The sequence below is a fragment of the Thermotoga caldifontis AZM44c09 genome (assembly GCF_000828655.1).
Classification (GTDB): Bacteria; Thermotogota; Thermotogae; order Thermotogales; family DSM-5069; genus Pseudothermotoga_A; species Pseudothermotoga_A caldifontis.
On sequence record NZ_AP014509.1, the window covers coordinates 1078055 to 1101455 of the forward strand.

Sequence of the window (23401 nt, forward strand, 5' to 3'; positions counted from 1 at the left end):
TCCCCCTCTGGACAGATCCCTCAATTTGATTTATACTACGTTTTGGTCCAGGACGGACGGGCAAAAATCGACGGCTTGACTTGTCGAAACTTGTGGTATAATAAACAGTGTGTGGCCCCATAGGATAACGGCTAGTCCATCGGATTCTCAGTCCGAAGGTCGGGGTTCGACTCCCCGTGGGGCTACCAACACGATGGCCCCGGTGTGATCCGGGGCCTTTCATTTTCTCCTTCCTCTCTGAGAGGTCACTCAATCGAAAGAGTGAAAAATCAATTGTTTCGCATCGCCGATCGATACTGAACAATGCGCATCTGCGCTAAGCTGTTCAACCAGAGCGTCAGTCACTTTTGAAGAGGATTGACAGCTTTTCGGCAACGAAGCAGACTTTTCTTGTCTTCAAGCCGTCGACTTCGAATTTCTACAGTTTCATTTATTCAGGGTATGTTTTCCAGAGAGCTCTTTCATGCTATCAGCCGCTGCGAGAAATTTCCACTTCGCCCGATTCACGGCGGTGTTTCTGGCGCGTCTGGACAACAAAAAAACCCGGCCACACGGCCGGGTTTGATTTTCATCACAGTGTTCACTGTCTGAGAACTTCGTCCCACGTCGTGACGGGCCACGTGGTTTTGAAGAGTTCTTCCACGGCGGGAGCTGCCAGTTCTCTGATCGCCTTCAAAGCCGCTTCGTCCAGCTGTATGACCTTCATGCCCTTTTCCTGCAAAAACTTGATGATGTCTCCTTCGCTCGCTTTGAGCTTTTCGGTCGCCCAGGTGCACACTTCGTCCATGACGCGGTGCACCAGCTGTCTTTCTTCGGGGGTCAATCTCTCGTAGGCGGTTCTGTTCATCATGATCCAGCCAACACCGCACTGGTGGTTGGTTATGATGAGGTAAGACTGCACTTCGTAGAGCTTGAACGAAGATATCTGTGTCACATCGCCCTCAGAAGCTTCCGCTCTACCTTCCTTCAAAGCTTGATAGAGCTCGGGCAGAGGAACCGGTACCGCCTTGGTTCCGATCGCTTCCCAGATTTTGACCCAGGTGGGCACAACCGGAAGCCTCAGTTTCAAATCCTTGATGTCCTCTGGGCCACGTATCGGCTTGTTCGCGGTCATCTGTCTGTAGCCACGGTAGACCGTACCAAGACAAACCATGTTGCCTTTCTCTTCGATTATCGCCCTGGCTTTTTCGCCGATCGGTCCGTTCCAGACCCTCAGGAAGTGCTCGTAATCTTTGATGACGAACGGAGCGTTGACGAAGAAATATTCGGGTGCAAAGACTTCCACGGGTCGACCACCTGTGAACTGCAGATCGACGATCCCTTTCGCGCACAGGTTGTTCGCCTCTTCTTCCGACACCGCGCCGATCTGGAGTTCCACAACGATCGTCCCGTTCGTCGCAGCCTCGATCTTTTCTTTGAACTTCTTCATGGCCTCTGCGAGAATGTGACCTTCCTGGAACGGTGTGGTCGCCTTCAAAACGATCTGGAATCCGAACAGTGCGGTGACGATCAGCGCGAGTGAAAGAACTAAGAATTTCCTCACAAACACCACCCCCTATCGGTGAAATTGCCCTTCGATACACCTCTCACGTCATTGAATGAGAACCTTCTTTCCCAGCTCCGCAGAAACGTAAGCTGCGTACATCACCAGCATGGTGTCTTTTGCGAGATCGAAACCGCTCAAAACCGTTCTGTCCTCCAGCACAGCCATGGCAAAATCTTTCATTTCCTGTGGATAACCCCTCGTCCAGAATTCATCGGGTGATGGGAACGTGTAACCTGCCTTCGTTTCGAGTTTCTCACTGATGTATTCGTCACCCCAGACGGTTTCGTTCGGAGCGAAGGCCACCATCGCGCTGTTCGGTGTGATGTTGGCCACGATCATGCCCTTTGAACCGTAAAGCTCGAGCCTGTTCTTCACACCACCCAGGCTCACGTCCGTTGAGAAAACGGTGGCTCTCGAACCGTCTTCGAACTCCAAGATCACTATCGACCAGTCTTCAACGTCGTACCACGAACTCACAACGTAGCACGGTTCGTTCTCCAGACTCTTCATTTTCGTGAGGTTTGCAACGCTGGCCAGCACCGATACAGGTTTGATGGGTTTTCCGTCTCTCGCGTATCCTTCATAGTGTTTCATGTGGATCACGGTGGCTATGGGGTGCGAACCCAAACGCATCAGGCTGCCGCCACCTGAAGTTCTCCACCTGCGAGAGTACGTTGCCTGAGAACCTGAATGACTGCATTCAGCCCGGAGTTCGAAGACCACCATGTTCGAGGCTTTGAGCATCCTTTTCATCTTCTCTACTGCAGGTGCGTACACCCAGTTCTCCGCGTACATGAACTTGACGTTTGCGGTCTTCAGTTTCTGTTCTAAGAGCGTCACTTTTTCCTTCACTTTGTCGTACATGTGTGTTTTTGGGATACTGCCGACTTCTTCAACGTCAGGTTTGTCTTCTCCAAAGTAACCTGTGAGGGGCTTTTCGCAGATCACGTGTTTTCGATTTTCAGCCGCGCAGAGTATCACATCGTCGTGAAGGTTCGTGGGAGTGCAGACATCCACAACGTCGATTTCCGGGCTGGAACAGAGCTGTTCGAAGTTGTCGAACACGTGGGGGATCCCATACTCTTTCGCGAACCTTTCGGCGTTCTCTTTGTGTCCAGCACAAACGCCCACCACGTCGACGAGCTGATAGTTTTCTTTGAACGCCGCCATGTGAATCTTCGCTATGAAACCGGCACCAACGATACCAACCCTTACCTTCTTCACGTGCACAACCCCCTCACAGAACGAGCATGTCGGGTTTGATGAACGAGACACCTTCCACTTCGAGTTTCAAGATCGGGAAAACGAAAGGTTTCGTGATCATGATGGGACCTTTTTCGGTGACGATGAAACCGTCCTCCGACTTCGTACCGCTGATCGTCGGATTCCAGCAGAAAGCCTGGTTCCTTCTTACTGTTTGCTGGCAGTCCGGTGTGACCCTTATGTCGCGCGCGTAATAACCCATCGGACCACCCTGATGGTGCCGTTTCCATTCATCGTGGTAACCTCTTTTCTCGTACTCTTCGATCGCTGCGAGCACAGGCACGTTCATCTTTTCTCCGATCTTCGTCTTCGCTATCATCAAACATTCGATTTCAACGTTTTCTCTGTACTGTTTCAGCAAATGCTTCGGTGGTTCTCCGAAATGAACCATCCTGGTGACGGTCGTGATCAATCCTTTGTACCTCGCGTTGACGGAGACCATCACGAGCCGTTCTACTTTTTTCATGGTGGGGATGGGGTGTCTGTACAGTTTTGCTCTTTCGTCGGCTGCGACCATGAAACCTGTCGGATCGATCCTGTACTTCCAGAGTTCCGCGCTGATCCGTCCTGCTATTTCGGCCTCCACATCGCCGGGCCTTGTGAACAGAAGGACGCTCTCCAGGGCCCTGGAAAGTTTTTCTCCAAGGTACAGATAGCGTTCTATCTCAGCGTCTGTCAGTTCGTATCTGAGCTCGTTGAACTCCGATTCGACGTACACCAGGCCAGGTACAGGAGTGTCACAACCGACCTTTTCACCGGCGATCTTTTTAACGATCTCCAGCTCCTTGTTTTCATACCATTCGTAGGAAACGATCTCAAAGCCCAGTTCGCCCACTTCTTCGTCCTTCATTCTCGGCGCCTCGATCGCGTTGGCGATCAGATAGCAGTTGTCTCTGGTTACGAGCACCGAACACACACCCATCTCGGTGGCTATACCCACCATGTTCAATCCGCCGGCCGTGATCCAGGAAAAGTTAGGCTGCTTTTTGATGAGCATCGCGACTAAGCCTTTTCTGTCGAGGAACTCTCTGACACGGTTCAGTTTGATCCGCACTTCTTCGTTTCTGGTCATGATCTCGCGGCCTCCTTTTTCGAGGATCTGTAGGCTCCAAGCAAGGAAAGGGTCACTGAAACGAAGGCAGCCAGAAGCAAAGTCAGAGAAATTGGTCTTCTGAACAGGATCGTCCAGTCGTTCTTCGCGATGAGCAGGGTCCTGTTCAGGTTCTGTTCCGCCATGGGTCCGAGGATCAAGCCCAGCACCAGTGGTGGCATCGGAAAACCTGCCTTTCTCATCAAATAACCCAGAACGCCAAAGCACAGCGCAACTGCCACATCGTACACGCTGTTTCTGAGCGAGAATGAACCTATAATGCACAATGCAAGGACGATCGGCATGAGTACTTCATCTTTGATCTTCAGAATGTTCGGGGCGAGTATCGAGGAAACGAAACCCACCGCGAGCATCATGAACTGAATGATGAACCATCCCGCGAAGAACGAGTAAACCACCCTGGGCTGCTGGGTGAACAACAGTGGGCCGGGGCGGATTCCGATCAGTACGAACGCACCCAGCATCACCGCGGTGACGGCATCCCCGGGGACACCAAGGGATAGTGTTGGTACCATCGCTCCACCCGTCACGGCATTGTTGGCAGTTTCACAGACGGCCACACCTTCGAGTGCACCCTGACCGAATTTTTCTTTGTTCTTCGACCATCTCTTCAGCTCGTTGTATGCCAGGAAGGTTGCGATCGTACCACCTGTGCCTGGTAGAACACCTATCAGAGTACCGATGATGATTCCAACGATGATGGGAACGACCAGGCTCTTCATTTCTTCCCAGCTGAGCAACAGTTGACCCAGAGAAGTGGTGGTCTGAACTGGTGGGGTTCTTTTCTCAAGTTTGTCCAGAACCTCCGAGACGGCAAAAACACCGATCATGACAGGTAGAAAATCGAAACCGTTGGCGAGGGCATCTATTCCAAGTGTTAGGCGCTGAGAGCCGGTCACGTTGTCGATGCCTATAAGGGACAGAAGCAAGCCTATGAGCCCAGCGATCAAACCTTTGATCAAATCCTTTCCAGAAACGCTCGCAATGATGGTGAGTCCGAAGACAGCCAGCGCGAAGTATTCGGGTGGCCCAAACTTGAGGGCGAATTTGGCAAGTAAAGGAGCCAGAAACACCATACAGATACCACTCACAAGGCCGCCGAAGAATGAGCCGATCAGTGCTGCAGAAATGGCTTTGCCCGCTTTGCCCTGCTGTGCGAGTGGATAGCCATCGATGACTGTGGCGGCCGCTGAAGGTGTGCCGGGAGTTCTCAGAAGGATTGCGGAGATGGAACCGCCGAACATCGAAGCGCAGTACATGCCGGTCAGCATGAGCAGAGCTGTCTCGGGCTTCATGTAGTAGGTGAACGGCAAGAGCAGAATTATACCCATTGAGGACGTCACGCCCGGCAGTGCACCCACCACTATGCCGCTCGCGACACCGATCAGCATGATCAACAAGTTGGAAGGCATCAGAGCTGTTTTAAGTCCCTCCAGCCAGTAACTGATCATTCGATTCGCACCTCACAGTGAGAACCTTGGCAAAGGTATTTTGAATATGATCGTGAAGACATAGTAGATCGCGATCGAAGTGACCACGCTCAGAACCGCGTTCAGCAGGATCTTCTTTGAGCCAAACACGTACATCGCGAAGAACAGGAGTGGCCCTGTTGTGAGGATGAATCCAAGTTTCTTGAAGAGATAGACGTACAGAACGAATGAGACGGTGAGGCCGACGAGACTGAAGACGAAACTGGAATCGATTCGAGAACGTGCGGCGCGTTCTTTTTTCGACAGCAACGCGCGCACTATCAAAAGCACACCGCAGATGATCAAACATACCGTGACGAGCCTCGGAAAACCGGCCGAACCAAGCCCGATCCTCGGTTTTCTCATCCCGATGGTGCTCAAGAGAAAGATCAGACCTACGAGCGACACGATTGCGCCAGAGAGTACGTCACTTCTCTTCGACATGGCACATCACCTGAAGCCCCGCCCCGAAGGGCGGGGAACGTGATCATTTACCGTACTTTTCGCCGACCTTCTTGATCTTCATCAGATTCTCCCAGAAGGCGTTTTGTTCTCGAACGAATCTTGTAAATGTTACTGTATCCATGTAGTGGAGCACGTTTCCCATTTCCTTCGCTTTCGCTATGAACTCAGGGTCGTTCATGCATTTGTAGAAGATGTCGTGGAGCGCCCGAACGATTTCAGGTGGTGTTCCTCTCTGTACGGCCACACCTCTCCACATACCCAGCGTGAAATCGTAGCCAAGTTCTCTGGCGGTCGGAACGTCCGGGAACACGCTGAGCCTCTGTGTGCCCAGTACCGCCAGACACCTCAGCTGGCCGGCCTGAACCTGTGGCACACCTTCCGGGGCGGCAGCCATCACAGCGTCGATGTGACCTGCTACGAGATCTGCGATCGCCGGAGCTCCACCGTTGTAAGGCACGTGAATGAACCTCACACCCACGAAGTCTTCGAACGCGAGTGCAACCAAATGGTTCCCACCACCGGCACCACCGTTACCCATCGTGACCGTTTCGGGGTTTTTCCTGGCGGCGTTCAGAAGATCTTCGAGCGTTTTGTAAGGCGAGTTGGCGTTGACCAGGATGTAACTTGGATCGTTGACGATGTTGATCACAGGCACGAAATCGTCCACAGTGAACTTCACTTCGCTCCAGTGGATCTTCGTTATGATCGGTGTGGCCAGCGACAGCAAAGTGTAGCCGTCAGCAGGGGCTTTCAGGAACTCCATCGTTCCGGTCACTGCACCCGCGCCGGGAATGTTGTTGACCACGAGTGGCTGGCCGTTGGCGTACTTTGGAAAAACGGATGCGATGGCTCGGAACAGTAGATCTGTAGCACCACCAGCCGACCAAGGTACGATGATCGTGACAGGTCTGGTTGGAAAGTTCACCTGTGCGAGCGCAAGGACACCGATGAGAAGCAATGCGAGCAGTGCCTTTGTCCTCATGAATACACCTCCCCACGTTTTGGAAATATTTTTTTCAACGGACTCTCATCACATTCAAAACAAAGAAGGAGCTTATTTTACTGATTTTGTCAGATCCAAACTGACGTTAGGGGTCCGGTAGCTGTATCGTACTTGTCAAAAAAATTTTATCTCCAACGGCACAGATTTGTGCACACCTCAAGTTTGCAAAACGGTTGCTTGTAGTTTACGCAAAAATGAAGATGGCTGGGTGCGGTGCATTAGATCTATTTGGTTCTGTAGAGCCTGTCGCCCGCGTCCCCCAGACCCGGCAGTATGTAACCGTGCTCGTTGAGCTGTCGATCCAGAGCCGCGGCGTATATGTTGACGTCTGGATGGTGACTCTCGAGCGCCTGTACCCCTTCGGGTGCCGCGATCAAACAGACCAGGATTATGTTCTTTGCACCGTGCTGTTTCAGCACGTTCACCGCGTGTATCGCAGAAAAGCCTGTCGCCAGCATGGGATCGAGCAAGAACGCAACACTCTTTTCCTCTATCTTTGGAAGTTTGCAGTAGTACTGCACCGGCCTCAAGGTCTCTGGATCTCTGTACACACCTATGTGACCTACAGAAGCGTTCGGCATGAGCTCCAAAATGCTGTCCGCCATTCCCAGTCCTGCACGCAGTATGGGTACGACGACCATCTTTTTGTCTTCGATGGCGTAACCTTTCGTTTTCTCAAGTGGTGTCTCGACTTCTACCTCCACCGTTTCGACGTTGCGCGTCGCCTCATAAGCCAGAAGGAAGGTTATTTCCCTCAACAGTTCTCTGAACTCCTTTGGACCCGTGGCCTTGTTCCTCATGATGGTCAACTTGTGCTTTATGAGCGGATGATCCACAACGTTGAACATGGTCTGAACCTCCCCGGCGAGCAAAATAAAAGGGAGCGTTCAGCTCCCCTGTACAGGACCAAAGTCCTTCAACGGCCATATCCGCAAAATTGGTCTTCCTATCACGTGATCCTTCGGCACGAAGCCGAAGTACCTGCTGTCGAAACTATCGTTCGTGTTGTCACCCATGAAGAAATAGAATCCCTTGGGTACTTCGACCTCGACGCCTTCTGGTGTTTTTCTGATGTACTTGCTCAGATCTATGTCCTTGTAGATCTCCGAAAACGTTTTATCGAAAGCGGCACCGAGTGGGACAGGATACATGCCTCCGACTACAGAGAACACCAGGTTGGCAGCTTCGATGTTCGTCTGCGCCAAGCGCTGCAGAAATTGCCTGTACGAAGTTGGATTGTTCCTCAGCTTACTCGCTTCAAAAAACCAGTTCAAAAGCTCCGGGTATTTGAAAACACCTTCGGGTGTATAAACTATGTCCTTGAGTTTTTCGTTCAGCTTTCCATTGACGTACAAATGGTACTTGCCGTCTTCTGACAGTTTGATCTGCAGAACGTCTCCCTCTTTGCCGACCAGACGCTTGACGTACTTCACCCTGCCTCTGAACTTGGCCGGTGCGAACAGGTCCATGAACTTGTCGAAAGGCCTGAGCATCGTCAGGGCACGCTCGTCCACGAACGGAGCCCAGAACACGACTATGTCGCCTACCTGGGGTTCCCTAACGGTGTAGGTTATCTTCTCGATGAACAATCTGTCTCCCACGTTTATTGTTGGAATCATGGAGCCTGTCGGTACCAGCATCGTCTCAAAAACGTACAGCCTGATGATCGTTGCTGCGACGATCGCGTAGGCCAGGGACTTCAACCAGTCGAGTGCGTACTTTTTCACTTTTTCCTTGTTGATCGTGACGCCTCCTATTCCTTCTTCTTTCTTCGACTTAACCTGCTTCTCTTTCACGAGCGTCACTCTCTTTTTTCTTTCAGCTTGATCTTCCCTTTCACATCGCGCAGATAGTAAAGTTTCGCCCTTCTTGTTTCCGCTTTCTTAACGACTTCGAGCTTCTCGATGATCGGTGAGTGGTACGGGAAGGTTCTCTCGACTCCTATTCCACCGCTGGCAATCTTGCGCACCGTGAATGTCTTGCTCAGTCCAGAACCTCTGATCTTGATAACGATTCCTTCGAAGATCTGCGTCCTTTCCTTACCGGATTCCACGACCTTGACATGGACTCTGACCGTGTCGCCGGGTCTGAACTCGGGGAGCTCTCTGTACTGGTCTTTCTCGATCAGTCTTACGAGATTGTCCATGCTCACAGTTCATACCTCCTCTCCTATCAACCTGTCTATGATTATTGCGGCAGCCGCTCTGACCGAAAGGTGATTGTAATCAGAGTTAGCGCGGACTGGTTCGAGAACGTAGTCGCACATGTCCAGGATTTCCTGCGGCATGCCCCAGCTCGTTCCGAAAAGTATGAGCACGGGTCTGTCGGTTTCTCTGATGATCCTTGCCCCTTCTTCGTAACTTATCGATCTTGGTCTTTTCTTCGCGGAAGTGAAGAAAAGCAACGGTTTTTTGCCCGTCTCCTGTTTTATTGTATCGATCACGTCCTCCAGGTAAGACTTCAGTTCGACCAGTTGTAAAGCTTCTGTTCTGCTTATGTTGTACTCTTTCCCGGATCCTTCGACCCAGTAATCTAAAACGGCTCTCACGACTGCCTGCTGTGCGGGCAGATTCGTCACAACGTAGTATTTTTTGATCCCATAACTCCGTGCGGTCCTCGCGATGTCGTGAATGTCGAGGTTCGTCACCGCGCTGGAGACAATCTTACCATCTTTTCCCAGAACCGGATAATGGATCAGAGCTATTCTCACGTCGTTCAACACATTTCACCAACTCCTGTATCAGATGAATGAGGGCTTTCTTCTCTTCCGTTGAAAACTCCCTCGCCAGGAAGAGATCCGGCCTCCTCAACGCGGTGAGTTTGATACTCTCGGCGGTCCTCCAGAGTTCTACCATTTCATGGTTTCCACTCAACAGCACTTCTGGGACCCGCATACCTCTGTACTCGGCGGGTCTGGTGTAGTGTGGATAATCGAGCAGGTCGTTGTAAAAAGAATCTCTCTTCACGGATTCTTCCTCGACGACTCCTGGAACGAACCTGCTCACCGCGTCGCAGATCACCATCGCCGCGAGTTCTCCACCGCTGAGCACGTAATCACCGATGGATACTTCCAGATCGACCAAACTCTTCACTCTCTCGTCGACACCTTCGTACCTGCCACAGATTATCAAAAGATTCTCCTTCTTCGAAAGCTCCATCGCGAGCCTGTTGTTCAGTGTGACTCCCTGTGGCGATGTGAGGATCGTGTACAGATCGCCGAACTGCTGCTTACAGTGATCATACAGCTCGAAGATGGGCTCCGGTTTCATGACCATGCCCGGACCGCCACCGTAAGGATAGTCGTCCACGGTCCTGTGACGGTCGTGCGCGAAATCTCGAATGTTCATTATGCGTATGTCGATCTTGCCTTCTTCAACGGCTTGAGCGATCACTCCGTATTCCTTCACGACCCGTACGAAGTCTGGGAAGATCGTGGCGATGATGATCCTCATCACATCCACTCCGGAAGTTTTACGACCAGTCTTTTCTGCGGTTCGAACTGTACGATGCATTCTCTGATCATTGGAACGAGGACCTCTCCGCCTTTTCCTTTCACCACTGCCACGTCGTTCGAACCCGTCTCGATGATGTCAACCACCTTGCCGATCATCTCACCGCGCTCGTCGTACACGTCCACGTTCAACAGCTGGTAGAAGTAGTATTCGTTCGCTTTGAGCTTGGGTAGATCTTCGATCCTTACCGCGAGCTGTAAACCCACGATCTTTTTCGCCGTTTCAACGTTGTCTATGCCTGCGATCTTCAAAAGATACTCTTTACCGACTTTCCTGATCCTCTGCACGGTGACTCTGTAAATGCCGTTTCGAGACTCATCCTTTATGAAGACCTGTTTCAGGTTGGCGAAGACCTCTCCCACGTTGGTCGTGGGAAAAACCTTGACGTTTCCGAACAAACCGTGAGTCCGCGTGATCTTACCGATCACGATGTACTCGCTCACCTTACCACCCGCAGGGTGAAGTCCTCCGCATCGAACAGGGCCGAGAAGAGGACCTTCAAAGATTTTATGGTCCTTCCATCCTTTCCTATGACCTGGCCGACGTCCTCATCGTTCACCACGATCTCGAACACTTTGCCGTCGTTTTCGTCGAACTCGACCACGACAACGTCTTCAGGGTGTTTCACGATACCTTTGACTATGTACTCAAGCATTTGTTTCATCTGTGGTTTCTCTCTTGCCATACTTGATCTCGTGCACTTTCTTGAGCACGCCCGCCTTACTGAGTATGTCTCTCGCCGTGTCGCTGGGTTGGGCACCTTTCAGTATCCATTCGACTGCCCTCTCAACGTTGACCTTTATTTCGGCAGGGTTGCGCAGGGGATTGTAGAAACCCAGCGACTCGATGTAGGCTCCGTCACGTTTCTTTCTGGAGTCAACAACGACGATTCTGTAGAACGGCATATTCCTTTTTCCCATTCTCGTGAGCCTGATCCTTACCACACCAACACCTCCTCAAAGCCCGAAAGGCAGTTTCAGCTTCCCATGTTTGAGCCTTTGCATGAGTTCCTTCATCTGCTCGTAAGACTTCAAAAGTTTGTTCACATCCTGAACCGTCGTACCGCTACCTTTTGCGATCCTCAACTTCCTGCTCGCGTTCAAAATCCTCGGATTTCTCCTCTCTTCAGGTGTCATCGAATTGATGATCGCCTCGATCTTTTTCAGTTCTTTCTCGCCCGCATCGACGTCCACCTTGGGTGCCCCAGGCAGCATCTCGATCAGGGAGCTCAGCGGGCCCAGTTTCTTCAGTTCTCTCAGCTGCTCGCGGAAATCTTCCAGCGTGAACTGCGCCTGGAGCATCTTCTTCGCTGCCGCTTCCATCTTTTCTCTGTCGAGCTCTCTCTCAGCCTTTTCGATGAGGCTGAGGACATCGCCCATGCCCAGAATTCTGCCCGCGACTCTGTCCGGATAGAAAGGCTCAAGTGCGTCGAGCTTTTCCCCAACACCTATGAACTTGACGGGCTTTCCGGTGACGTAACTTATCGATAGAATCACACCGCCACGGGCGTCGCCGTCCAGTTTCGTCACGATGAAGCCTGTCAGGGAGAGTCGCCTGTCGAACTCGAGGGCGGAATTCACCGCGTCCTGTCCCACCATCGCGTCGACGACCATGAGTATCTCGTCCGGATTGGTTAAGGACTTTATGTCTTCAAGTTCTTTCATCATTTCATCATCGATGTGGAGCCTTCCCGCTGTATCGAGCACCAGAACGTTGCAGTGAAGTTCCTGAGAAGCCTTCAGGGCACCTTTGACTATCTCGAGAGCGTTTTTTCTGTCCCCGGAGAACACCGGGATGTTCAGACTCTTACCGATCTTCTCGAGCTGGTCGATCGCGGCGGGTCTGTAAGTGTCGGCAGCGACGAGCAGAGGATTTCTGCCCTGTTTCCTCAAATAGAGTGCCAGCTTACCGGCCGTCGTGGTCTTTCCGCTACCCTGGAGTCCCACCAGCATGATCACGGCGGGCTGGTGCTTCAGTTGCAGCGGAACGTTGAAACGGCCCATGATGTTGATCAGCTCGTCTCTGACGATCTTTATGAACTGCTGGTCCGGCGTGAGACTCTTCAGTACTTCTTCTCCGAGCGCTTTCTGCTTGACGTTTTCAATGAAGTCTCTGACCACTTTGTAATTGACGTCCGCTTCCAGCAGGGACAGTTTGACCTGCCGAACGGCCTCGCTTATGTTCTTTTCGGTCAGTCTTCCTTGGCCCGTTATCGCTCTGAAGATCTTCGACAGTTTTTCCTGAAGGTTTTCGAACATGAACAACACCTCTTCTCATGATACGCCATATCCTGGTTCAGATCAATTAACTGAAGGGCGATGTTCGCAACGAATCTGCCGCATCTATGTTACAACCATTGAACGATAAATGTGTGGTTTAACTTAATCCACATGATTTGGAAACCGTAATGTCAGATACCGCCCCGCGGTTCTTCAACAAAACGTCAATTCGATGTGCGGTGTTGTTTAACGAAATTGATGTATAAATGGTTCGCATGGCGAAATATTCGAATCCGTTCCGGGCGTTGAGGAACAAGAACTACTTTCTTTTCTGGTTACCACAGAGCATCTCTTTGATCGGCACCTGGATCGACACGACGCTCAGGGGCTGGGTTGCCGTCAACCTCTTTTCCGAGAACAGAGCCGCCGGGTTCATCGGTTTGATAGCCTTCCTCAAAGGGCTCCCAACGGTCGTTCTCTCTCCCGCGTGTGGCGTGATCATAGACTGGTTTGGGCCGAAGAACGTTCTCCTGTTCACCCAGATCGCCGACGCGTTGAACGCCACGCTCATGGCTTACTTGGTGCACAGAGGCGTTCTGAACGCAGTCCAGTTACTCGTACTGAGTGTGGCGATGGGGATCTCTCAGGCCTTCTATCTGCCTTCGCGTAACACCTTCATCGGATCCATCGTGTCGAAGGAGCTCTTGTCGAACGCGCTTGCCCTCCACGCGATGATATTCAATTTCGCGAGAATGATAGGACCTTCGATAGCGGGATTCGTTGTTGAGTACAGAGGTATGGGCTTCGGGTTCATCGTCAACGCGTTGACATTCGTACCCCTGATAGTCACTCTGCTGTTCATCAAGGTGGAGAAACCAGCCGTTCGAAAGACGGAGAGAAAGTTCTTCGCGGATTTGAAAATGGGTGTCCAGTACGTCATGTCCAGCAAGGTTCTGCTCATCACGTTCCTCTCTTCCACAGTTTACGCCGTGTTCGGTATGCCTTACAGCATGCTCATGCAGGCCTTTGCGAAGAGTGCCGTGAAAACAGGTCTCGTCGGTTACGGATTGATCATGGGTTCGATGGGACTCGGAGCACTCGTGGGTGCAACGTTCGCAGGCTCTCTCGAGGCTGAGACGGTGCTCAAGTTCAGAGAAGAATATCTGATATTCGCCATAGGGCTGAGCACTCTGGTCTCTTTCGTTTATCCACCCGCTGCGTACGTGATGTCCTTTTTCAACGGTGCGGCACAGACGATCTTCTTCAACACGGCGAACACGAGAACTCAGTACCTGTCGCCCCAGCACATGCGTGGTAGAACGATGTCTCTCTACGCGCTGATAAACAACGGTGGTTCTCCCGTGGGCACTTTCCTGTTTGGACTTCTGGGAAACGCCATAGGAATAAGGAACACTTACGGTGTGCTCGCCTTCGCGATGATCGCCTACTTTATGGCCAGGAGAACTGTCAGATCGCTCCAGCTGGATCTGGAAAGTCTTTCTCAGGTGAGATAACTGATGCCACTGACCACAACCGTTGCGAGCAGGATGTATCTGAGCCAGGTGACACCCTTCTTCACCGCGAATTTAGCACCGAACTGTGCTCCTATCATGCTACCGAAGCCCAAAACCAAACCGGCCAGTGGTTGAACCTTCCCGTTCAAAAGGAAAACTAAAAGAGAAAACGGTGTGTAGAGCAAAACGATGAAAACCTTCAAGGCGTTGTTCCTCACAAGGTCCAGTCCTAAGAGCACGGCCGTGAAGAACACGAAGAAGAATCCCACACCAGCCTGAATGAATCCACCGTAAAAGCCTATACCGAAGAACGCGAGAACGATGAGCGGAACGTTCAGCCTTTCCTTCTTCTGACCTGACCACATCGAGGGCTTCAAAACTATGAAGATGGCCATCACGAGGAGCAACACACCCACGATCTTCTTCAGAAGAGACAGGGGAATGTTGACCACCACGTAGCTTCCAAGGATCGAACCGACCGTGGCGGGAATCGCGCACAGCAGAGACAGTTTCACGGGCAAAACTTTATCCTTGTAAAAGCTCCTCACAGCGGCTATGTTCTGCATCAGAATGGCGATCCTGTTCGTACCGTTCGCGACACCGAGGTCCATGCCCAGCAAGGTGAGCAACGGCAACGTTATCAAGCTGCCACCGCCGCCCACAACGTTCAGAAAGCCTGACGCTATACCCGAAAGGAAGACGAGAAAGTAAAGCAAGGCGGAATCACCTCACCGATTTTCCAAAATGAGAAACGTCAAAAGGTCTATGAGATTGACCAGATCGGTGATGGAAATGTACTCAGCGGGCGTGTGCAGATATCTCACCGCGAGGGTCACAGGAACCATTTTCGCACCGAATTCCATGGCGACCGATCCATCGGTGCCCCCACCCGTTACTCCCACCTGCACGGGGATGTTGTTTTTCTCAGCTACCTGAAGCACATGTTTCATCAAATCGAAGCTCGCGAACGCGCTGTTATCAAGCATTCTGAGGACCGGTCCTTTTCCCGGTGCGACATCCCCAGTCAGTGCTGAACAGCACGCGAACGAATCGATAGCGTAACAGACGTCCACTTTGTGATTCGCCACAAACGCTTTCGCGCCTTTGAGTCCTATCTCCTCCTGGACTGTCCAGACGAAGTAAACTCTCTTTCTGAGCTTCTCGTTCTTTACCCTGTTCAAAACTTCGAGCATGGCTAAGCAGCCGAACCTGTCATCGATCGATCTCATGGAGAAAAATTCGCGATTCAGAACGCTCGCATGTTTCTTGAACACGGCGTAGTCCAACACTTTAACTCCCAGCGCTTCGGCTTCCTGCTTGCTCTTGCAGCCTATATCTATTCTCAAATTCTCCGTCGCCTGTTGACCTGACAGGTGTGGCGGTGTGATGCCGATCACGCCTTCCAGGATGCCCGATTCGGTCACGATCTGCAGGTGAGAACCAGCGAGGATCTTGTCATCGAATCCGCCTATCTTTCTGAAGTTCAAAGTGCCGTCGCTGTTCACACCGGTTATCACCAGGCCAATCTCGTCCATGTGTGCCATCAGCGCGATCGTTTCATCGCCTTCACCGATCTCAACGATCAGGTTGCCAACGTTGTCCACCCGGTAAGGAACATCCAGTTTCTCGATCAGATGTTGGCGGACCAGTTCTTCTCTGCCGGACACTCCGGGGATCGAACAGAGCTCGATCAAACTCTCCACCATCTTCTCCACGTTCTTCACCTCGGAAGAGATTGTAGCAAAATGTTCGCAGTAATAACTATTCGATTTCCTGGAACAATTGTTTCACTCTGTCGAACAACCTTTTAGAAAAAATCGCGAGCAGTACGGCACAACCGAACGGCACACCGTAGAAGATCAAAAACGCAACATTCTGGACCCCGACGATTTCAACGAGTGCTGATCGCACGGACGTTTGAAACGGCAGAAGGCAGATTAGAGACAACAGGAGGACGATCCCTTGGATTGTCAGAACTCTCGTGGAGGTCAGTACGCGTGATGGATTGGATGGATCCGACCTGAACGGTTGTTTCAGATAGAACAGCATCCCCAAGGTTGAAGAGAAAAGAAATACCGTTAACATGACAGGAACGAGCAGAAAGATTGTGGAGGGTAAAGAGAACCAGAACTTGAAAAACACCAGCATCGCCGAGAACAGTGCCAGGTAGATGGAAGACGGAACGATCAATTTCGGCAAAAGAAGGTTCGACTCCTTCACGGGAAGCAGAACCGGCAGGGGCCACACGGAAAGTTCCTGCTTCGTGAGCATCGCCGAATTGTAGGCAACGTAGGAACCGCTGAGCGTTGTGAAGAGCATCATGGCGGGCACGAAGTTTCTGAAAGAAACTCCGAACAGAACGCCGAAAGCAACCGGATAAAGAAGCGTGAACAGACTTTGTTCGTTTCTCGCCAGAATCTTCAAATCCTTCCAGAACACTTTACCCGCGCCGAACCAGATCCTTCTTGAGGACCTGAAGGAAACTTTCTGTTCGAAACTCAACTTTTCAGCCACCGGCACCGAGAGTAAAAAGACTGTGGGGCAGACGATCAGCATGATCAAAAGGTAGAAGGGTTCGTTCAGCGCCCTCACGGGCCAGGCGAAAATGTTCAATGGATGCATGAACTTGGTCAGCGCGTGTGAAAGAAATGAGGTGTCTTGATTGACCAAGTTTCGCGCGTAGTTCGGGAGGAATTGCATAGCGAGGAAGAAGAGGACGATCGTGACTATCAAGCCCGCCGTACTGATCCTTCTCGCCTGAGACCTTTCCAGGAAAAGACCGAACACGCACGAGAGAAGAAAAGACAGAGAAAGCATGAGAAAAACGAACAAGATTGCGACCAGAAAACCGTAGAAGAGGTTTCCTCCGGACGCGACGACATAGGCAGGAAACACGAACAAATACATCACCACGGTGAGAGGTTGCAGTGCGAGCGTTAGAACCATCTGGTAAGCGACGATGGCCCATCTTTCGATCGGGAAGGTCAGCAGAAACTGTATCTCCTCGTTCCGCGCGAAAGAGTTTATCAAGCTCGGTACGAAAGAGATCAGAAAGAGAAGACCGCTCAGGATCGACCACTGCACCATCAACAACGTTGAGAGTGTGTAAGTGGAAATTCTGACGGCAGACAGAACTTTGAACAGCTCGAAGAACAAAGACCCCAGAGGAAAACCGATGATGAAAGACGAAACGACCAACGCCACAAAACCGAACGAGCGCCGGGTTCCTCCACCTCTTCGACTGTAACGTGCACCCAGGCCGTACTTGAGTAACACCAGAAGCTGTCTCATACCACATCACAGTTCCTTCACGATCTGCAGTATGTCCTCTTCCGTTGCGGTAAGACGCAGGAACACGTCTTCCAGGCTTGCCACATTGTCTCTTACAAGCTTCCTCAGTTCATCCATCGTACCTTCGGCGATCAAAGAGCCTTTATCTATGATACCGATGCGAGAACACATCTTCTCGGCTATCTCCAGCACGTGTGTGGTCATGAAAATGGTGCAGCCCTCCGACGCATACTTTGCGAGTAACAGCTTCAGAATCTTTGCGGACCTGGCGTCCAGACCAACGGTCGGTTCGTCCAGAAAGATCACCCTCGGTTTTCGCACCAAGACACTGACCAGCATCAACTTCTGTTTCATTCCGTGGGACATATCGGCGATGAACTTGTCCAGATAATCTATCCCGAATGCCGAGCAAAGTTCTTCTATTCTCTCGCGCATCGATTTTTTGTCCAAGCCGAAGATCTCGATCACGAAGTTCAAAAACTCGTAACCCCGCAGGCTCGAATACATCCTTGGTTCGTCTGGGACGACTCCGATGGACCTTTTGATCTCTATTTCAGCTTTCTGCATGTCCATACCGAGCACGCGAATGGAACCGGAGGAAGGTTTGAGCGTTCCGGTCAGCAATCTGATCGTCGTGGTCTTTCCCGCACCGTTCGGACCGAGAAAGCCGTAGATTTCACCCTGAAAGACTTTCAGGTTCAGATTGTCCACGGCACGGACCTTTCCGAAGTTCTTCACCAGATCCCTGGTCTCTATGACGATGTTCCCCATCGTTTTTCCTCCTACAGCCTTTCCGCAGCCAGACTCGCGAGTGGGGACCTCACGCCTCGCTTCAGTGTCACGTGTGCCACCAGCGGGTTTCCTATCAGTCTCGAAGCTGCGTAGACGAGACCGTTGCTGTCTTTGTCCAGATAAGGCGTATCGATCTGGTAAGGGTCTCCCGTCAGCACGATCTTCGTGTTGTTTCCAACCCTTGTGAGGATCGTTTTCACTTCGTGTGGCGTCAGGTTCTGTGCTTCATCTATGATCACGAACTGGTTCGGGATGGTTCTTCCCCTTATGAAACTGAGTGCCTCTATCTCCATGATGCCCTTCTTCAAAAACTCTTTCAGACTCATTCCCACACGATCGAACAGAAATTCCAGATTGTCCATGATTGGTTGCATCCACGGCTCGAGTTTCTCTTCCAGCGAGCCTGGGAGATAGCCCACATCCTTTCCCATAGGAATCAGCGGGCGGGCAACGATGATGCGGCGGTACCTCTTCTGGTTCACGGTCTTTTCTAAGGCGCAGGCGAGTGCGATCAGTGTTTTCCCTGTACCCGCTGAGCCGACCATCGTCACCAGAGCGATGCTGTCATCCATCATGGCGTCCATCGCGTAGAGCTGTTCTTCGTTCAGAGGTTGTATACCCCAGACCGTGCTGGAAAGGTCCAGAGACAGTCTTGTCGCCCTTCCTTCCTTCACCTTGAAGTATCCGGTTGGGCTTTTGAGGTATTCGTTCTCACGGAAATTGTTGACAGTCTGACCTTCAGAAACGTTCTCTTCAACCATCCTGTATCCGTCCGGAAGCAGGGCAAGGTTGGATCTGTCCGTCAGATAATCCTGCGCTTGGATGTTGAGTGCGGATGCCTTCACCCTCAAGCTGATATCCTTCGTCACTAAGATCGTGGGAATGGAACTGGTTCTTTTGATCCGTACGACGTACGCCAGGATCCAGTTGTCTATGTACTTCGATTTGAAGTACTCGACGAAGTCTTCCCTCAGGTTGGTCAGACTCATGACTGTGAGCGTTCCACCGTTTTTCAGCTTCACGCCTTTCGAGAGATCGCCCATCTGCCTGAGTGCGTCGAGTTCTCTGACCACGTGTCTTGCGGATCTACCGATCGAATCGTTTCGACGTTTGAGTGAGTCGAGTTCCTCCAGCACCGGCAGAGGTATGATAACGTTGTTGTCCTCGAAGTTGTAGATACTCTCAGGGTCGTGGATGAGAACGTTCGTGTCCAGCACGTAATTCTTCACCATTCCTCACCACTCCACGTTCTGACAAATTCAGTGACGTCCACGTTCAGTTCTCGAACCATCCTCAGGAAAATCTTTGCGGTGATGATCGCATCGTCGAGGGCCCGGTGTGTTGGAGCGGGTAGATCGTAACGTTTCGCCAGCCACGACAGGGTCTTCTTCTCCTTGAACAACAGCTCGGCCAGCTCGTAGGTGTCCAGAAAACGCACCGTGGGCAGAAACGCACCCACTTCCTTGGCTGTGAAATCGAGGAAAGTCAGATCGAACTTCGCACGATGGAAGACCATGATGGCTCTGGTCATGTAGCTGCGAATCTTTTCGAAAACCTGACCCATGCTCGGTGCATTCTGAAGCTCTTCGTTTCCAATACCGTGGACTTTCTCGATCATCGCCGGAACTCGTATGTGTGGGTTCACGAGTGAGTGGTAGATGCCCCTGTAGATGATCTTTCCTTTGTAAATGGGTACGATGGCGACCTCTACGATGCGGTCGCCTGCCATTGGATCCGTTCCTGTGGTTTCAGTGTCCATGGCACAAAAGACGTGTTCCGAGGGTTTCAGTTTCAAATCACTCGCTCCTTGATGTGAACGTCGAGCTGCGGGAAGGGTATAGTGATACCGTTCGATTCGAGTTCCCTCTTTATCCTCTGAGCCAGCGAGTTAACGGCGTCGAAGTAGTTTTGCCGCTGCACCCAGAAGAGCACATTGAAGTCTATCGATGAAGCGCCAAAACCATTGAACACGATCACGTTGGCCAGCTCAGGTGATTTCTCGACGAGTGGTTCCTCGTCGAGGCACTTTTTGAGCACTTCCAGAACCTTGGCGAGATCGCTTCCGTAAGACACAGAGACCTTCAGTTCGAACCTCCTGACGTTCGTTGGCCAGTAATGTATGAGTCTCTGACTCCACACCTGCTTGTTGGGAATGAAGACCCGCTTTCCGTCGAAGGTGCGCAGCACCGTGTGGTTATAGTTTATCACCTCGACGGTTCCGCTTATACCGTCTATCTCGACGACGTCTCCCTCGAGAAGTTTTCCGGTGAAGATCACGAGCAGGCCGCACATGAAATTTGAAAGTGGTTCCTGAACCGCGAAACCCACGGCAATTCCACCTATCCCGAGCGCAGTCAGGTAGGGAACCAAGTTGACGCGCCAGATGTCCAGTACGACCATCAGGGCGATAACGAGGATGATCGTGAGGAGGACCGTTCGAAGCGTGTTCTTCATACGCATCTCCTTGCCAAGTTTTCGTGTTACTCTCAGTATTCCTCCATAGATGAGCCTGTAGACGATGTAGGCAACGACCAGGGTTATTCCTGTTTTTATCAGCTGGATCAGCACGTCCATCCTCACTACCTCCCGCACCAAAGTCATAATAACACACCGTTTTCGAGTATAATCACGTTGGTGATGGAGGTGAACAGCGTGAAGATAGTGGAGTCTGCTCCAAACTTCAGCGAAGGAAGAAGGGAAGAAGTCGTTCGAGAGATAATCGCTCAGGCAGAGGGTATTAAAGACGTCTGGATTTTAGATTGGTCGATGGATGCGGATCACAACAGATCCGTAGTGACGCTGGTCGGTGCGCCAGAACCGCTCCTCGAGGCCCTGTTCAGGATGACGAAGAAAGCCGCAGAAATCATCGATATGAGAGTGCATAAAGGAGAGCACCCGAGGATGGGGGCAACGGACGTCATCCCGCTGGTGCCCGTCATGAACGTCACGATGGAGGAATGTGTTGAGCTTTCGAAGAAGCTCGGTAAGAGAATTGGGGAAGAGCTGAAGATACCTGTGTTTTTGTACGAAAGGTCCGCGACGGCTCCGCACAGAGAGAATCTTGCGGACATCAGGAAGGGTGAGTTCGAAGGCTTCTTTGAAAAGATAAAAGATCCCATGTGGAAGCCAGACTTTGGTCCGGATGAGGTGCATCCAACGGCGGGTGTGACCGCTGTGGGAGCGAGGGAGTTTCTGATAGCCTTCAACGTGAACCTTGGGACGACGAGAATAGAGGTTGCAGAGAAGATAGCAAAGGCTGTGAGGCACATAAGCGGTGGCTACAGATACGTCAAGGCGATCGCCGTTGATCTGAAAGAGAAGGGTATGGTGCAGGTATCCATGAACATGACGAACTACAAGAAGAGTCCTCTCTTCAGAGTTTTCGAGACGATAAAGCGCGAAGCAGAGAGATACGGCGTGCCAGTCGTCGGTACGGAGATCATCGGCATGGTGCCACTACAAGCGATGCTGGACGTCGCGCAATTTTATCTGCAGCTCGATGATTTCAATGCGAACAGGATCATAGAGACCAAGATCATCGAGATCCTCGCGAACAAGTTGAAAGAGGTGGGTCAATGATACAGCTCGTCGTTGGTGCGAAGAAGCTCTGTACACCGATCGGAAACAAACCAAGATCCGGACAGGACATGTCCAGACTCGAGGTCTTCAACAACGTCTATGTTTCAATCGAAGACGGCATCATAGTCGATATTTCCACGTCGAAGCCGAGGGATTTCGTCAGATTCCTCGAAGCGGACCTCGTCGTGCCGGGCTTTGTGGACTGTCACACACACATTCCCTTCTACGGTTTCAGGGAGAACGACTTTCTCAAGCGTGTCGGTGGGGCAACGTATTTGCAGCTCCACAGCTCTGGTGGTGGATTGTTCGAGACTGTGGAGAAGGTCAGAAAAGCTTCGGAGCGTGAACTCGTCAGGTTCAACCTGAAGTTTCTGAGAGAATTTCTGAAAAAAGGTGTCACCACTTTGGAGTGCAAGAGCGGTTACGGGCTCGATAGAGAGAGCGAGCTGAAGCAGTTGAGAATCATCCGTGCGCTTTCGAGAGTGGTTCCACAGGATATCGTCGCCACTTTTCTCGGAGCACACGCGGTTCCAAAGGATGTGGATGAAGCGGAGTACATCAATCAGCTGATAGACATGCTCGATGAGGTCAGAGATTACACAGAATACGTGGACATATTCTGCGAAGTTGGAGCGTTCAGCGTCGAATCGGCGAGGACGTTTCTCAGCAAAGCGGCGGAGAAAGGTTTCAGGTTGCGCGTTCATGCTGACGAGATTTCCAACATCGGGGCGAGCAAGCTCGCGGCCGAGCTGAAGGCCGTTTCCGCAGACCATCTCATAAAAGTTGACGAAGAAGCGATCGACATGCTATCGAGATCGGGCACCATCGCGGTGTTGATGCCCGCGACGAGCTTTCATTTGAACGAGGCCTACGCACCTGCACGTGCGCTCATAGATTCGAACGTTCTTGTGGCGATCGCGAGTGATTTCAACCCTGGCTCGAGTCCAACGCTTGAACCTTCGTTCGTCATGCATCTGGCTGTGAGGCATTTGAAGATGACACCGGAAGAGGTGCTGACCGGTTTCACGTTGAATGCGGCCTGTGTACTGAACCTGGCTGACAGGCTTGGCACGATCGAAGTTGGCAAGCAGGCGGATCTGCTCCTCTACGACGATGCAGATCTTTTGACGCTACCCTACCTGGTCGGTTTGAGACCCAGAGTGGTCATCAAGAGGGGTCAGGTGTTTGAAAATTGACGTTTGGGTCCTGGGAAAGATGAAGAACTTTGCGAAAATCGCTGAAGAATACATGAAGATGCTCTCCCGATTCGTGGACATCGATCTGCTGGAGCTCGGTCACGAGAGCATCGAGGACGAATCTCTGCTGAGAAAAGATGCCATGAAGGTTCTGAAAATGCTTCGCGACGACGATTACCTCGTGCTTCTCGACGAACACGGTACGAGCTACGACTCGATCTCTTTCGCCAACCATCTTTCTGAGCTTTTGTGTAAGAGAAACAGGATCGTCTATCTGGTGGGCGGGCCCATGGGCGTTGATGAGAGTGTGAAGGCGAGGGCGAACGAAAGACTTTCTCTTTCCAGGATGACGCTGACGCATAGACTGGCGGTTGTGGTGCTTTTAGAACAACTGTTCAGAAGCTTTAAAATCCTGAACAACGAGAGGTATCATTACTGAAC

General features: G+C 51.5%; 26 protein-coding genes and 1 tRNA gene. 5 read left to right on the forward strand and 22 right to left on the reverse strand.

Features of this window, described 5'->3' with window-relative positions:
* Positions 1-113: 113 nt before the first annotated feature.
* Positions 114-188: transfer RNA gene (locus tag TSP01S_RS05395), tRNA-Glu, on the forward strand.
* Between the two features lie 392 nt (positions 189-580).
* On the opposite strand, the gene TSP01S_RS05400 is transcribed toward TSP01S_RS05395, so the two are convergent.
* From TSP01S_RS05400 to ffh, 15 genes are all read right to left on the reverse strand, one after another.
* Positions 581-1543 (reverse strand): TRAP transporter substrate-binding protein, encoded by a 963-nt coding sequence (locus TSP01S_RS05400; protein ID WP_041077127.1) that lies wholly within the window; start codon positions 1541-1543, stop codon positions 581-583.
* Positions 1544-1591: 48 nt separating this feature from the next.
* Positions 1592-2770 carry a Gfo/Idh/MocA family protein gene (locus TSP01S_RS05405; RefSeq protein WP_041077129.1) on the reverse strand — a complete coding sequence of 393 codons (1179 nt, stop codon included), beginning with the start codon at positions 2768-2770 and terminating at the stop codon, positions 1592-1594.
* Between the two features lie 13 nt (positions 2771-2783).
* Entirely contained in the window at positions 2784-3881 is a 1098-nt protein-coding gene (locus TSP01S_RS05410; protein ID WP_041077131.1) for a M24 family metallopeptidase, read from the reverse strand.
* Positions 3878-5371, reverse strand: coding sequence for a tripartite tricarboxylate transporter permease (locus TSP01S_RS05415; RefSeq protein ID WP_041077133.1), 1494 nt, complete (start codon positions 5369-5371; stop codon positions 3878-3880). Before TSP01S_RS05415 ends, TSP01S_RS05410 begins: the two co-directional genes overlap by 4 nt.
* A 12-nt stretch (positions 5372-5383) precedes the next feature.
* Complete coding sequence (locus TSP01S_RS05420) at positions 5384-5833, reverse strand: tripartite tricarboxylate transporter TctB family protein (protein WP_041077135.1); 450 nt, start codon at positions 5831-5833, stop codon at positions 5384-5386.
* Positions 5834-5876: 43 nt separating this feature from the next.
* On the reverse strand, positions 5877-6836 hold the full coding sequence (locus TSP01S_RS05425; protein ID WP_041077137.1) for a tripartite tricarboxylate transporter substrate binding protein: 960 nt from the start codon (positions 6834-6836) through the stop codon (positions 5877-5879).
* Between the two features lie 245 nt (positions 6837-7081).
* On the reverse strand, positions 7082-7705 hold the full coding sequence (upp, locus tag TSP01S_RS05430) for a uracil phosphoribosyltransferase (RefSeq protein WP_041077138.1): 624 nt from the start codon (positions 7703-7705) through the stop codon (positions 7082-7084).
* Positions 7706-7744: 39 nt separating this feature from the next.
* The gene (lepB, locus tag TSP01S_RS05435; RefSeq protein ID WP_052463633.1) at positions 7745-8599 is read right to left on the reverse strand and encodes a signal peptidase I; all 855 of its coding nucleotides are present in this window, start codon (positions 8597-8599) and stop codon (positions 7745-7747) included.
* A 59-nt stretch (positions 8600-8658) separates the two neighbouring features.
* The gene (rplS, locus tag TSP01S_RS05440) at positions 8659-9003 is read right to left on the reverse strand and encodes a 50S ribosomal protein L19 (protein WP_144380637.1); all 345 of its coding nucleotides are present in this window, start codon (positions 9001-9003) and stop codon (positions 8659-8661) included.
* 9 nt (positions 9004-9012) lie between these two features.
* On the reverse strand, positions 9013-9579 hold the full coding sequence (locus TSP01S_RS05445) for an RNA methyltransferase (RefSeq protein ID WP_041077140.1): 567 nt from the start codon (positions 9577-9579) through the stop codon (positions 9013-9015).
* Positions 9521-10309, reverse strand: coding sequence for a tRNA (guanosine(37)-N1)-methyltransferase TrmD (trmD, locus tag TSP01S_RS05450; RefSeq protein WP_052463515.1), 789 nt, complete (start codon positions 10307-10309; stop codon positions 9521-9523). Before trmD ends, TSP01S_RS05445 begins: the two co-directional genes overlap by 59 nt.
* Positions 10309-10812, reverse strand: a complete 504-nt coding sequence (gene rimM, locus TSP01S_RS05455; protein WP_041077141.1) for a ribosome maturation factor RimM — start codon at positions 10810-10812, stop codon at positions 10309-10311. The genes trmD and rimM overlap by 1 nt, the downstream gene beginning before the upstream one ends.
* Complete coding sequence (locus TSP01S_RS05460; protein ID WP_041077142.1) at positions 10809-11033, reverse strand: KH domain-containing protein; 225 nt, start codon at positions 11031-11033, stop codon at positions 10809-10811. The genes rimM and TSP01S_RS05460 overlap by 4 nt, the downstream gene beginning before the upstream one ends.
* Positions 11017-11313 carry a 30S ribosomal protein S16 gene (rpsP, locus tag TSP01S_RS05465; protein WP_041077143.1) on the reverse strand — a complete coding sequence of 99 codons (297 nt, stop codon included), beginning with the start codon at positions 11311-11313 and terminating at the stop codon, positions 11017-11019. The genes TSP01S_RS05460 and rpsP overlap by 17 nt, the downstream gene beginning before the upstream one ends.
* Positions 11314-11325: 12 nt before the next feature.
* Positions 11326-12627: a signal recognition particle protein gene (gene ffh, locus TSP01S_RS05470; RefSeq protein ID WP_041077144.1), complete on the reverse strand. Its 1302-nt coding sequence runs from the start codon at positions 12625-12627 to the stop codon at positions 11326-11328.
* A gap of 236 nt (positions 12628-12863) precedes the next feature.
* Here ffh and TSP01S_RS05475 point away from each other — a divergent pair, with 236 nt between their 5' ends.
* Positions 12864-14102, forward strand: coding sequence for an MFS transporter (locus tag TSP01S_RS05475; RefSeq protein ID WP_041077145.1), 1239 nt, complete (start codon positions 12864-12866; stop codon positions 14100-14102).
* Here TSP01S_RS05475 and TSP01S_RS05480 read toward each other — a convergent pair.
* The 7 genes from TSP01S_RS05480 to TSP01S_RS05510 are packed head-to-tail and all read right to left on the reverse strand — an operon-like array spanning position 14090 to position 20759.
* Positions 14090-14818, reverse strand: coding sequence for a sulfite exporter TauE/SafE family protein (locus tag TSP01S_RS05480; RefSeq protein WP_041077146.1), 729 nt, complete (start codon positions 14816-14818; stop codon positions 14090-14092). The two genes, TSP01S_RS05475 and TSP01S_RS05480, sit on opposite strands and share 13 nt — an antisense overlap.
* Positions 14819-14830: 12 nt before the next feature.
* On the reverse strand, positions 14831-15808 hold the full coding sequence (locus TSP01S_RS05485) for a M42 family metallopeptidase (RefSeq protein WP_041078493.1): 978 nt from the start codon (positions 15806-15808) through the stop codon (positions 14831-14833).
* Between the two features lie 55 nt (positions 15809-15863).
* Complete coding sequence (locus TSP01S_RS05490) at positions 15864-17393, reverse strand: hypothetical protein (protein WP_041077147.1); 1530 nt, start codon at positions 17391-17393, stop codon at positions 15864-15866.
* Positions 17394-17399: 6 nt separating this feature from the next.
* A complete protein-coding gene (locus tag TSP01S_RS05495) occupies positions 17400-18164 on the reverse strand; it encodes an ABC transporter ATP-binding protein (RefSeq protein ID WP_041077148.1) in 765 nt (254 codons plus the stop codon).
* Positions 18165-18175: 11 nt separating this feature from the next.
* Positions 18176-19417: a PhoH family protein gene (locus tag TSP01S_RS05500; RefSeq protein WP_041077149.1), complete on the reverse strand. Its 1242-nt coding sequence runs from the start codon at positions 19415-19417 to the stop codon at positions 18176-18178.
* A complete protein-coding gene (locus TSP01S_RS05505; RefSeq protein ID WP_231848523.1) occupies positions 19411-19980 on the reverse strand; it encodes a 3'-5' exonuclease in 570 nt (189 codons plus the stop codon). The genes TSP01S_RS05500 and TSP01S_RS05505 overlap by 7 nt, the downstream gene beginning before the upstream one ends.
* Complete coding sequence (locus TSP01S_RS05510) at positions 19977-20759, reverse strand: mechanosensitive ion channel family protein (RefSeq protein WP_231848524.1); 783 nt, start codon at positions 20757-20759, stop codon at positions 19977-19979. The genes TSP01S_RS05505 and TSP01S_RS05510 overlap by 4 nt, the downstream gene beginning before the upstream one ends.
* A 78-nt stretch (positions 20760-20837) precedes the next feature.
* Between TSP01S_RS05510 and ftcD the strand changes: the two genes are divergently transcribed.
* Genes ftcD through TSP01S_RS05525 form a run of 3 tightly spaced genes read left to right on the forward strand, consistent with a single transcriptional unit; the run spans position 20838 to position 23399 of the window.
* Positions 20838-21764 (forward strand): glutamate formimidoyltransferase, encoded by a 927-nt coding sequence (ftcD, locus tag TSP01S_RS05515; RefSeq protein WP_041077150.1) that lies wholly within the window; start codon positions 20838-20840, stop codon positions 21762-21764.
* Positions 21761-22960, forward strand: a complete 1200-nt coding sequence (gene hutI / locus TSP01S_RS05520; RefSeq protein WP_041077151.1) for an imidazolonepropionase — start codon at positions 21761-21763, stop codon at positions 22958-22960. The genes ftcD and hutI overlap by 4 nt, the downstream gene beginning before the upstream one ends.
* Positions 22950-23399 (forward strand): 23S rRNA (pseudouridine(1915)-N(3))-methyltransferase RlmH, encoded by a 450-nt coding sequence (locus tag TSP01S_RS05525; protein WP_041077152.1) that lies wholly within the window; start codon positions 22950-22952, stop codon positions 23397-23399. Before hutI ends, TSP01S_RS05525 begins: the two co-directional genes overlap by 11 nt.
* Positions 23400-23401 lie beyond the last annotated feature (2 nt).